Source organism: Lyticum sinuosum, from assembly GCF_034471385.1.
GTDB classification, from domain to species: domain Bacteria; phylum Pseudomonadota; class Alphaproteobacteria; order Rickettsiales; family Midichloriaceae; genus Lyticum; species Lyticum sinuosum.
On sequence record NZ_JARGYU010000002.1, the window covers coordinates 39305 to 52911 of the forward strand.

Annotated in this window: 9 protein-coding genes and 1 tRNA gene; 8 read left to right on the forward strand and 2 right to left on the reverse strand. The window is 22.9% G+C overall.

Annotated elements, in window-relative coordinates:
- Positions 1-175 precede the first annotated feature (175 nt).
- Positions 176-262 (reverse strand) — tRNA-Tyr (locus tag Lyticum_RS02070).
- 306 nt (positions 263-568) lie between these two features.
- Complete coding sequence (locus Lyticum_RS02075) at positions 569-1018, reverse strand: hypothetical protein (protein ID WP_322498680.1); 450 nt, start codon at positions 1016-1018, stop codon at positions 569-571.
- Positions 1019-1436: 418 nt separating this feature from the next.
- On the opposite strand from Lyticum_RS02075, the gene glyA reads away from it, so the two are divergent.
- The 8 genes from glyA (at position 1437) to Lyticum_RS02115 (ending at position 13582) form a co-directional block, all read left to right on the forward strand.
- On the forward strand, positions 1437-2840 hold the full coding sequence (glyA, locus tag Lyticum_RS02080) for a serine hydroxymethyltransferase (RefSeq protein WP_322498681.1): 1404 nt from the start codon (positions 1437-1439) through the stop codon (positions 2838-2840).
- A 214-nt stretch (positions 2841-3054) separates the two neighbouring features.
- A complete protein-coding gene (locus tag Lyticum_RS02085; protein ID WP_322498682.1) occupies positions 3055-3357 on the forward strand; it encodes a hypothetical protein in 303 nt (100 codons plus the stop codon).
- Positions 3358-3888: 531 nt separating this feature from the next.
- On the forward strand, positions 3889-6267 hold the full coding sequence (locus Lyticum_RS02090; protein WP_322498683.1) for a PHA/PHB synthase family protein: 2379 nt from the start codon (positions 3889-3891) through the stop codon (positions 6265-6267).
- Between the two features lie 202 nt (positions 6268-6469).
- Positions 6470-7918, forward strand: a complete 1449-nt coding sequence (gene radA, locus Lyticum_RS02095) for a DNA repair protein RadA (protein WP_322498684.1) — start codon at positions 6470-6472, stop codon at positions 7916-7918.
- 40 nt (positions 7919-7958) lie between these two features.
- On the forward strand, positions 7959-9470 hold the full coding sequence (gene gltX, locus Lyticum_RS02100) for a glutamate--tRNA ligase (protein WP_322498685.1): 1512 nt from the start codon (positions 7959-7961) through the stop codon (positions 9468-9470).
- A gap of 153 nt (positions 9471-9623) precedes the next feature.
- Entirely contained in the window at positions 9624-11447 is a 1824-nt protein-coding gene (locus Lyticum_RS02105; RefSeq protein ID WP_322498686.1) for a Mur ligase family protein, read from the forward strand.
- A gap of 580 nt (positions 11448-12027) precedes the next feature.
- Positions 12028-12669, forward strand: a complete 642-nt coding sequence (locus Lyticum_RS02110; protein ID WP_322498687.1) for a hypothetical protein — start codon at positions 12028-12030, stop codon at positions 12667-12669.
- A gap of 136 nt (positions 12670-12805) precedes the next feature.
- Positions 12806-13582 carry a DUF2460 domain-containing protein gene (locus tag Lyticum_RS02115; RefSeq protein ID WP_322498688.1) on the forward strand — a complete coding sequence of 259 codons (777 nt, stop codon included), beginning with the start codon at positions 12806-12808 and terminating at the stop codon, positions 13580-13582.
- Positions 13583-13607 lie beyond the last annotated feature (25 nt).

The window sequence follows — 13607 nt, forward strand, 5'->3', positions numbered from 1 at the left end:
ATGAATCTATATAAATTTATACGAAATAATGAAATAATATATTAAATTTATATTATTTTTATAGTTTTATAGTTTTCTATTGTTTTTTATATTGTTTATAATTTATAGAATATATATATAAGTAGATATAAGTAGATAAATATATATTATATAAGAATAGAATGAAGTGAGTATATGGTGGAGAAGGTAGGATTCGAACCTACGAACGCATTACACGGGCGGATTTACAGTCCGCTGCTTTTGGCCACTCAGCAACTTCTCCACAATAAGATAACCGTCTTGGTTATCTTATTTAGATATTATATTATTTATAATATCTATTTGAACAACTCCGCAATGTTGATTGATATCATAATTTTATATTATAGTCAATATATATTTTATAAAAAATTTTGTTATGATTAAATTATTTCTTTATATTTTATATGATTTATCTGAGATATTTAATTTTCATCCCATAAAATTATTTTATCTATTTTTTTTATCAATACTATATTAATGTTGATATTTAATACTATAAAAAATACAAATATTAATTTTAATAGAATATATATTTTATTCTAAATAATTACTCTAATGATATTATTTTCTGTAAAATACTCATACCTACTTGTCTTACAGACATACCGAAATAATCTGAAATATTTTTATTATTTTTAATATTTTGATATTTTATATCTGGTTCTGATATTAATTTATGAAAAATATTACTCATAAATCTTTTTTTACTATATTTACTAATATTATATTCTTGATATTGATTAAATACATTACTATCAATTCTGCCACTGTTCATAACGTTACTGCTATGTGTATACATATAATCAAGTCCAATTTTTTTTATCTCTTGTGCAATACTAATACGAATTATATTATTAATTTTATCAGAAATTTTATCAGAATTATTATATAATTTATTATGTTCTCTATTATAAATAAATCTATTTTTTCTTGTATTATGAAAAACTCTTTGTATTTTTCTATGTTTTAGAACTTTATTTTTGATTCTCAATGACATATAAATTTTTTATATAAATATTAATTAATTATACTATTAATAAATTTATTATTAAATTTTTGTATAAAAATCTTATAATTAAAAATTTTCTTGTATTTTTATGTATATCCATATATTTTTAATGATTTTTTTATAAAAATTTATTATAAAATGAAATAGTAAAATTATCTTATAACTTATAGAAAGTTTAGTAAGTTCAAATAAACAATACATAAAATATTTAACATAAACATAAAATTACAATTGTTATACTTTTCTCAACTATTTTTATTGTATGGAAGTCTAAATTTTAAAATTTTTATAAAAATTATTTTTTAATATTTTTAATATTTTTTCTGATTTATGTAATATATTTAATTTTTATTGTGTAAAATTATTATATTAATATATAATATTAATAAATTTTAATTCTAAATTTATGGAAAAAAATAATATAAAATCTCATTCATCTTGTTACTTAAATAATTTTTTGGAGAAAAAAGATCCAGAAATCTCAAGTATTATATTTCAAGAAAGAAACCGCCAAGAATATTCTATTGAACTAATAGCTTCTGAGAATGTTGCAAGTGCTGCTGTTATGGAAGCTGCAGGCTCTATATTAACAAATAAGTATGCAGAAGGATATTCAGGAAAAAGGTATTATGGTGGTTGTGAATTTATTGATAAAATTGAAGATTTAGCGATAGAGCGTGTCAAAAAATTATTTGGAGCTAAGTATGCTAATGTTCAGCCTCATTCAGGATCACAAGCCAATCAAACTGTATTTATGGCTACTTTGCAACCAGGTGATAAAATACTAAGTATGTCATTAAACTGTGGAGGTCATTTAACCCATGGTCATATAGCAAATCAATCTGGGAAATGGTTTAAAGTTAAACATTATGGTGTTGACGATAATGGCTTGATAAATTTTGATGAAGTTCAAAAATTAGCATTGGAATTTAAGCCTAAAATGATCATAGCAGGAGCTTCAGCATATAGTAGAAAAATAGATTTTGTACATTTTAGAGAAATAGCTAATAGTGTTAATGCATATTTATTAGCCGATATTGCGCATTATGCTGGACTCATAGTGACAGAAAATTATCCAAATCCAATGCCACATGCTCATTTTGTTACATCAACTACACATAAAACATTACGCGGACCACGTGGTGGTATTATTTTAACCAATGATCAGGACTTAGCTAAAAAGATTGATACAGCATTATTTCCAGGCATTCAAGGTGGACCACTCATGCATATTATTGCAGCTAAAGCTGTTGCTTTTTATGAAGCAATGCAACCAAATTTTAAGAAATATATAGATAACGTTGTTCAAGCAGCTAAAAAAATGTCAGAAATTATCCAAAAAAGAGGTTATAAAATAGTAAGTCATGGGACGGATTCACATCTTATGATTGTAAATTTACAAAATACAGAAATTACAGGATTATTAGCCGAAAAAGTTTTGGATATTTTTGGAATAACATGTAATAAAAATTCTGTTCCACATGATAGAGCTGGACCAACAATAACATCAGGATTAAGAATAGGAAGTCCAACAATGATAAGTAGAAAATTTGATTTACAAAGTATAGAAATAGTTTCACACATGATATGTGATGTGTTAGATTTATGTCAAAATATAATAAAAGTAGTTATATCTAAATCAAATAATATATTTTCTTCTTCAGAGAGATTAACTAAATCAGAAATTGAAATTCAATTAGAAATAATAAAAAATCATTCTCTTTGGGAAGAAAAATTTATTCCTATTCGTAGCAAAGTTATTGATTTATGTAAAAAATTTCCTCTAGATAATAGAATTTATGATGAGTAATTATTACATATAATCATTAATTATATAATATTATTTATAATTTTTTTAGTAATTTAGCCATATAAATAAATATATTAATTATTTTTGAAGTTTTAATTTTATAAAAAATACTAAATTTTTTATTTGAATAAAGTATAATTACTTATATATAAGTGATCACTAATTGTTGATTAATATACAGTTAATAATGAAATCTAATATTAAATAATGAATAATGAAATCTAATAATTTATCCTCTGAAGAATTTGTTGCTATGATATCAGATGAGCAACGCAAAAAATTATTCAAGCCTTATTTTACATCTGTAGTTGATAAAAATTTTTATGTCTTTTTAGAAAATAAAAAAGATAAAAAAATTAATGTTATCCCAAATCAATATGAAATTTATTTTTCTAGTGGAGAAAAAAGATTTTATATTGCGGAAATTGCTGCTGATGCTTTTGAACTTGCTAAGAATGATATCATGAAAACATCTAATTTAGGATATATAATTAAATTAAAAGCTTTATGGACATAAGTTATAAATCAATATAATTTGTTTTCGAGAATATAATATTAATTATATATTAAAATTTTATATTATATATTTGTGTATGAGTTTGTATTAGTTAATTTATTTTACATGTAATAAGTTAGATATTAACAACTAATAAAATAATATGATTAATATTACAAATATGTTATTAATATATTTGTAGTTGTTTTTATCTAAAATAAATTGCATAATTTAAATTATCATTAATTCAAACATGACTATATTATTTATAAACTATTTTTTTATATTTAGTATTTTATATTTAGTATATTAATTAGTAAGTCATTTTATATGATATAAATTTATTGAAAATCAGTATATAGTATATAATTAATAACTTGGACTATAAATAATAATTTATGAATGATTTATCAGAAAAAATATATAAATAAAATTAATTATTAATTAAAATTATCGTAAATAAAATAATATAAGGCCATTTTAACATATAATATGACATCAAACAATTATTTCTTGAAATATTTCGATAATTATAAGCATTATTTCAATAGTATGAACTCACTTATATATAATAAACAAGATAACATTAAAAATAATTTATATTTTTCTGCAAAAATTATCAAAATAATGTTGAGTAATTTTTCTGAAAAGAACAATTTATTTTGGGCTTCATATGGTAATTTACATTTCTTTATTGAAACCTTAAATAAAAAATTTACTGAAAAATATAAAGAAATTATTCAGAATAATTCTCAAAATTATTCTTTTATGGATTTTTTATATAAAATAAATGAAAATTTTTACAAATTAACTCCTTATTACAATTATATTCCGTATTATAATTTTTTTGATCAAAATCAGAATAATCAAAATAATCAGAATAATAATCAACAATCTTCATCTTTTTTTAAAAATATAACGCAAAATTGGCAAATACATAATGATATTGTGTATTCTACCTTGAATGATACAATAGATAGATGTGAGAATATTATCAAAACTCGTCATTTAAATGAAAGAATTTATAGAAATTCTCACAATAATTCAGATCAAAATTCTTCTGAAAAAAATTCTAAGAAGAATGATTCAGATACATCTGCAAAATCTCAGAATACAAATAATCAAAATCAGAATAATAATAGCTCATATGATGAAAATTCATATGATAACTTATATAAACAGATACAAAATGATTTTTTAGATACTTGTTTTAAATCTTTTCCACAAAATTTATTACAATTTCCAGAAATGATGCATTTTCCACAAAATCCAGCTCAAAATTTTTTACCAGGGTATATTTTTAGTGGAAATATGAATCCTTTTAATAATTTTCATACTTTCAATCCATTCCACAGCTTAAATGCTTCATTAAATGCATTTAATAACATTAATACATTATGTAATCATTATCCATCATTTCCATTTAATCAATATTTAAAAAATAATGGTGATTTATCATTAAAAGATTTATCTCTTCTTAGATTCTTTTATGATAATATATATTCTGCGAAAACACCAAATAATTATCCATTATTTAATGATGATTTCTGGGTAGAAATGATTAAAACTAATGGTAAAAGTATGGAAAATGGTTTTGATAATTATATGAAAGATATAGAAAATTATCAAAAATCTGGAGAGTTTAAAATGGTTACAACTCCTGAGAATACTTTTGTAATTGGAAAAAATATTGCTACTACACCTGGAAAAATCGTCTATCGTAATGAGATATTTGAGCTTATACAATATAATGCTACAACTGAAAACGTTTACCAAAACCCTGTGCTTATTTGTCCAGCTTGGATAAATAAATATTATGTACTAGATCTTGAATCTGAGAATTCATTAGTAAAATGGCTAGTGGAAAAAGGACATACAGTATTTATGATTTCATGGGTAAATCCTTCATCAGATAATTGTAAACAAAAATTCTCAGATTATATTATAAAAGGTACCATAGTTGCCATAGAAATGGCATTAATGATTTGTGGTAATAACTCTAAAGTCAATTGTATAGGATATTGCTTAGGTGGCACTGTAATGGCTATTACTGCTGCATATTTAAAAAGTGCTGGTGTAAACTATATTTCTAGTTTAACATTTCTTGCTTCTTTAGTTGATTTTTCTGATTGTGGAATAATTGGAGCTTTTATTCATGAAAATATTATAGATGCTATAGATGAGCATGTAGATAATGTAGGATATTTAAGTGGAAATTCAATGTTCTCAACATTTTCAATGGTTCGTCCAAAAGATATGTTATGGTATTATGTTATTAATAACTATATGCTTGGAAAAGATCCAAAACCATTATCTATTTTACATTGGAATGCTGATTCTACCAACATGGCTGGAGAGTGTCATAAATATTATTTAAGGAATTTATATTTAAAAAATGATTTAATAAAAGGGAATTTATCAATAGAAGGTACGAAAATAAATCTTCAAAACATAGATCTCCCTATATATATGGTAGCAACTAAAGATGATCATATAGCACCGTGGAAATCAACATATAAGGGGCTTCAAATGGCATATAAAAGCAGTAAAGAAAAAAGATTTGTTCTTGGAGAATCTGGTCATGTTATGGGAATAGTTAATCCACCAACAGCTAAAAGAAAATATGGATATTATGTTGTTGATAATCGTTCTGATCCTTCTGAAGTAGAAAATAATATTATATTAGAAAATATTTTAACATCAGATGAATGGATTCAGTGTGCAAAGAAAATTGATGGTTCTTGGTGGGATGATATGCATAGATGGCTGATAAATCATCAAACTCATAAACATAAAGATAAAGGTGAAATTATGTATGATGAGAAAATGGTAGATGAAGAATGTGAATCTTGTATGCGTAAATCTAGACCTATTTTCACAGTTGATGATAAATATGGTGAACCAGCTCCAGGATTATATGTCTTAGATTAAATATATTATCTTTTTAAATATATTAAATTATTATATTAAATTATTAAGTTTTTATATATTTTAGAATAATTATTATATTTAATTATTTTAATACTATTAAATCATTTATATAAAATAATCATTCGATAGAAACAAAATAAATCAAATAAAAAATTGTTATAAACTGTTATAATTCGATAAATAAGATAAAAACAGAATTAAAGTGAAGTCATCAATAAAAAAATCTGTTTTTATTTGTCAGAATTGTAATTTTCAATCTACAAAATGGGTTGGTAAGTGTAGTGAGTGTGGTAGTTGGAATACTATGATTGAAGAGATAAAGAATTCTTCTTCAGCTATTTCATCTAATGCATTGCGAAACAGTTTACCAATTACTTTAACAGATTTAAGTGAGTCATCATCAATATCAGAACCATATAGATGTATGACTTATATTAGTGAATTTGATCGTGTTGTTGGTGGAGGTATGGTAATTGGTTCAGTAATATTATTTTATGGTGAACCTGGTATTGGTAAATCAACATTACTTTTACAGATTGCCAATTCGTGTGCAAATAATAATACTCAATGTCTTTATATAACAGGTGAGGAATCTTCCATGCAGATAAAATTAAGAGCTCAAAGACTTAATATCTGCCATAAAGATATAAAACTTCTTGCAACAAATAGTATGAATGAAGTTATTGCTGCGACTCAAATGATAGAAAAACACTCATTGGTTGTTATAGATTCCATTCAAACAATTAGTTTAGAAGAAATAGATTCTGCTCCAGGGACAATAAGCCAAACAAAATCTTGTGTGATGGAATTAACCCGTTTAGCTAAAAACTTTTCTGTAATAGTTTTAGTTATAGGTCATGTAACTAAAGATGGACAGGTTGCTGGTCCAAAATTATTAGAACATATGGTAGATACAGTTTTATCATTTGAGGGTGATACAACTCATCAATATAGAATTATTAGAGCAATTAAGAATAGATATGGTTCAACAAATGAAATAGCAATATTTTCAATGGAAAATACTGGATTAACTGAAGTTAATAATCCATCTAAAATTTTTATATCAGGATTTGAAAAAGAAACTATAGGTTCTTGTATATTTGCTGGATATGAGGGAAGTCGTAGTATTATGTTAGAAATCCAATCTTTAGTTGTAAAATCATTCTTACCATCACCAAAAAGATCAGCTGTAGGATGGGATAATAATCGTCTTTCTATGATTATTGCAATTTTAATTTCTCGTCTTAATTTAAAAATATCTGATAAAGAAATTTATATCAATATTGCTGGTGGTTTAAGAATCAATGAACCTGCTATAGATTTAGCTGGAGCTGTTGCAATTATATCATCTGCACAAAGAATTCCTATTCCAAGAGATATAGTATTTTTTGGAGAAATTGGATTATTAGGTGAGTTACGACAGGTTGTACAAATAGAAAATAGAATTAATGAAGCGAAAAAATTAGGGTTTAGTAGAATAGTAATGCCAGAAGAAAACAAAATAAATATTAAAAATATTAAAGATAATAAAAATAATACCAATTTAGATAATAAAAGTAATATTAATTTAAATAATAAAATTTGTAATGAAATTACAATAATTAAAATGCAAAATATAAAAGATGTTGTAGATTTTTTAATTAAATCCTAATATAAATTTTTATAAAAAATATATTAATTTAAATTCTAATATGATTCCAATAACTCGTTTTGCACCATCTCCAACTGGTTATCTTCATATTGGTGGTGCTCGTACTGCCCTTTATAACTGGTTACATACACGTAAATTTGGTGGAAAATTTTATTTAAGAATTGAAGATACAGACAAAATTAGATCTACACAATCAGCAATCGATGCAATTATTAATGGATTAAATTGGCTAGGATTAGATTGGGATGGAGATATTATTTTGCAAAGCAAAAATGTTTTTAGGCATAAAGAAGTTGCTGAAGAGTTGATAAGAATTGGAAAGGCATATCGTTGTTATATGACACAAGAAGAAATAAATGAAATGCGTGAGAAATTTGGTAAAGTTATTAGTCCATGGAGAAATATTAATATAGCTGACGCAGATAATATACATGTACATAGCATTTTAAATATGAATGAAGAAGAAACAAATGAAATGCATAATAATAGATATCAATACAAAGATCTACAATACCAATACAAAGATCTAGAATATAAACAATATACTATTAGACTAAAAGTTGATTTAAATTCTATTAGTGGTATTAATGATATTATTAAAGGTAGAGTTGAAGTTAATAATAATGAGTTAGATGATATGATTTTAGTTCGTTCTGATGGTACACCAACTTATATGCTTGCAGTTGTTGTTGATGATCATGATGCTGGTATTAATACTATTATTAGAGGTGATGATCATTTTACAAATACATTTCGTCAATTACAAATTTATAATGCTATGGGATGGAATATTCCTCAATATGCACATATTCCAATGATAAATGCAGAAGATGGAAAGAAGATGTCTAAGAGACATGGAGCAATTGGTATAGATCAATATAAAAATATGGGCTATCTTCCTGATACAATGATAAATTATTTACTTAGATTAGGATGGGGTGGAGATGGTATGACTGAGATTTATAGTAGAGATGAATCTATTTCATCATTTGAATTGCATAAGGTTAGTAGTTCTCCTGCAAGATTTGACATACAAAAGCTTAATAATTTAAATGGTCATTATATCAGAAAAACAGACAATAAATTACTTTTTTCACTTATTTATCCATTGATTATAGAAAAATTAAATCTTATAGATATAAAGTATAATTTCGAATTAGATGAAAAAATGTTACTTAAAGGAATTGATATATCAAAACAAAGAGTTTCAACAATTTTAGAATTATCTGATATTTGTATGATATATTTTTATAAAAAAAATCCAATAGATGATAAATGCCAACAAGTATTAAGTAAAATTACTGTTGGTTTAGTAGATGATATAAAAAAGTATCTTTTAAACTTAAAAGAGTGGAATTGTTTAAAAATTAACGATACTATTGAAATAATTGCTGAGCAAAAAAGTATAAAAAAGAATGAAATTATGTCTTTATTACGAGCACTTATTATAGGTACTTTTAAATCTCCAAGTGTTTCAGAAGTTATGGAAGTAATAGGAAAAGAAAAAAGTATCAATAGAATTATTCAAACTATGGATTCAATTATAACATAAATTTTTAATATTTTTGAAATATTTATTAAATTTCATACTATTTAATTATAATTTTTAAGAATATTATTTTTAAATTATAAATTTATTATAAATATAAATAATAAAAAGTATTTTAGATATATTTTATAATATAATTGATATATCTTATTAATTATGCAAAAAAATCTAATAGAAAAAATATTACCTATTAATTATTTAATTGATTTACTTTTACCAGAAAATTTATCTATTAATCTTAAATTTAAATTTTATGAGTATTATAAAGATAATTTTTGCGAAAATGATATATCTCTTTTAGAAACTCTTGATATTAATTTAATTCTAAATGATATAAAAAATTTTATTATTAGTAATAATATTTATTTTCCACAAATTGAATCAGATCATAGAAAAATTGAAACAAATGCAATATTTTTTGCAATACCTGGAGTTACATTTGATGGTTCTAATTTTATTTCATCTGCTATTGATAATGGTGCAAAATATGTAATAATTCCAACTACAATAGAAAATTCAATATTAAATTCTTTACTACAATTAGATATAATACTAAAAAAATCTGTTTTTTTATATAAAACTAAAAATATACGTAGAGCTTATGCTATGTTTTGCAGTTTATGTTATCCTAAGCAGCCTGATAAAATAATAGGAGTTACAGGAACTAATGGAAAAACATCATCAGCACATTTTTATTCATGCATTTCATCTGCATATTCTAGGAAGAATTCGGTCTATATTGGAACATTAGGAGAAACTTATTGTTATTTTTCACAATCTAAACAAAAAGTAATGTGTAGATCTATTGATAATACCAATCATCTTACAACTCCAGATTCAAAAACAATTCATAAAACTCTTAATTATCTTACTAATTATAGTAATTCTCAAAAAATAAATAAATCTAAAATAAAACAATCCACAAAAATTGATCATGTAGCTATAGAAGCTTCAAGTCACGGATTACACCAGAATAGATTGGATTTTGTTAATTTTAAATCTGTTGCTTTTACAAATCTAACACATGATCATCTTGATTATCATACAGATATTAATAATTATTTTTTAGCTAAATTAAGATTATTTACAGAAATAACATCTGATATAGTTGTTTTAAATATAAATGATGAATTTTCATATAAAATTTTACAATATCTTCATAAAGATAAAAAAATAATTTTTTATGGTAGAATTATAAATAATAATAATGAAATTATTAATAATAATCACTTTTTTAATAAAAATTTTTTAATAAATAAACTAAATGAATCATATATAAAAGATATAACAGATCATAATATTATATCGACAGTATTTTTTTATGATTATACTCCTGGTATTGGTTTTACTTTAGTTTTAAATCAAAAACATTATATATGTAAAACTGATATTATAGGTGAATTTCAAATACAGAATTTACTTTGTGGAATAAGTTTATTTTTATCTGTAAAACCAGATGCTGATATTGATAAACTGATTTCAATAATACCATTGGTATCACAACCTCCAGGAAGAATGCAAAAGATATCACAAAGTAATATATATGTTGACTACTCTCATACACCTGATGGTCTTTTAATGGCTTTAACTGAGCTAAAAAAAACATATCATCAAAAATTATGGTTAGTTTTTGGATGTGGAGGTAATAGAGATAGAGATAAACGCAGGAAAATGGCACAAATAGCTTCTTCTATTGCTGATTATATCATCATTACAGACGATAATCCACGTCAAGAAGATCCAGCCTTAATTCGTCAGGAAATTATAATACATTGTGATAAAAATCTTGCTACAGTTATTGAAATAGGAAATAGAAAAGATGCTATAAATTATGCAATAACTAATGCAACAATTCATGATATAATCTTAATTGCAGGAAGAGGACATGAAAAATATCAAATTGTTGGAAATAAAAAATTTATCATGTCGGATATTAAAATTGCAGAAGAATACTTTAAACAAATAAAGAGAATAATTTAAATTGTATTATTTCTTATAAAATTAAGAAAATATTATCTATTATCTATAAAATTATAAGAATATATATAAATTTAAGAAAAATCTATTTAAAGAGGTGAAAAAGTACTATATAAGATATTAAAATTGCAGAAGAATACTTTAAACAAATAAAGAGAATAATTTAAATTATATTATTTCTTATAAAATTAAGAAAATATTATCTATTATCTATAAAATTATAAGAATATATATAAATTTAAGGAAAATCTATTTAAAGAGGTGAAAAAGTACTATATAAGATATTAAAATTGCAGAAGAATACTTTAAACAAATAAAGAGAATAATTTAAATTATATTATTTCTTATAAAATTAAGAAAATATTATCTATTATCTATAAAATTATAAGAATAATGATAAATACATAAAAATAATAACCAAAGTTAGAAAAATAGTTTAAAATTTTTATTATTAGGACTTCCTTATTATTAGGACTTCCTAGGTATCAAAATAAATTGATATTATAAATTCATAATGATTTATATCGGCCATAAATCGCTATAAATATTTTATGTAACATAAATTTATATCAATTTTATTTATATGAGAAATTATAACCTAGATAATAAATTTCATAAAAATACCCATAAAACACGTTGTAATATTAATTGTAATGTTATTAGAAAGGAATTAATCAAGGAGTTTACTTCTTTATGTTATCAAGCTATCAATGATATAAAAGCTATGAGTAATAATAAAATTATTGATTATAATACTCCTATTATGCAAAATATTTCTTGCACATCGCAACAAGATGATGTTTATAGAAGTTATTTTGTTAAAGGAGAATATTATCATAATGATATACAAAAAAAAGAAAATGATAATAATGATTATAAATATTGGATGCAAGGAAATGGAACACCATTAGGTGCTTTAATAAAAATTATTCCTCTACTAAACTCATTGTTTATTTCTGATGATAAATGTTATAGCGATAGAAAAATAATAAAAAACGCGAAGAATTTATTAAAAAATAGTATAAAATCTAAAATTTTAGATAAAAAAACAAATAAAGAGTTAAATGAAGAAGAAGACAATATTATCCCACTTGATATTTCAATAGTTGAAGATTATCTAGAGAGATATAAAAAAGATCTTGTCTTTGATAATAGTGGCCCTCTTATTCATAAAAATAATGGTTGTTTTTTATCTAAAAAGAAAGAAAAAGATGAAAAACAATAATCATTTTTAATAATTTTTAATAAAAAAAATAAATAAAAATATGAGTTTATATTAAAAAATATGATATTAAAAATATCATAAATTAATAGTTTTAATTAAAAATATTTAATAATTTTTAGATTAAATAATAAATTATATGAAAATATACAAAGAAAATAATATTAATAATAATTTTGATATAAAAAATGATATCCAAGTCAAAAAAGAAGATTATAAATATCATTCTAATAAAAATTACAAAGTAGATTATTTATTATCGCATAATAATATAAGTAACTCAGATAATTTTCTTAAGATTCTCTTTCCAGAAGATATATCATGTGGTTCTTCAAGTTCTATAGAATATTCAACTTCAGTCTCACAAGGTGTAGGTGGCCATGAACAACGTAATATAAATTGGTGTATACCTAAAATGAAATTTACAATACCACCTAGTATAAGAGATTATAATAAACTTTCTGAAATTATTTCATTATTTCGTATTGCAAAAGGCCGTGCTTTTTGTTTTCTTTTCAAAGATTGGGGAGATTATACTGTAAAAAATCAAATTATAGGATATGGGGATGGTAATAAGAAATCTTTTATGTTATTTAAAGAATATATCTTAAATAAATTTAAAGAAATACGTCTTATTAATAAACCACGTATAGATAGTTGTAAAATTTTTATAGATGATAAATTATGTTCTAGTAAGTTGTATACAATTGATAATGATAATGGCATTATTACTTTTTCTATTCCACCTTCATTTAAACAACAAATAAGTTTTTCTTGTTTTTTTGATATTTTAGTACGTTTTGATATGGATTATTTAAATTATACAGTAGAAGGAAGTAATATTTATGAAATTGGCGAAATAAAATTAATAGAAGTAAAATGGTCAAGATATATTTTTTCAAAAACTGATTTTTAATGTAGATTAGATAAAAAAATTAGTA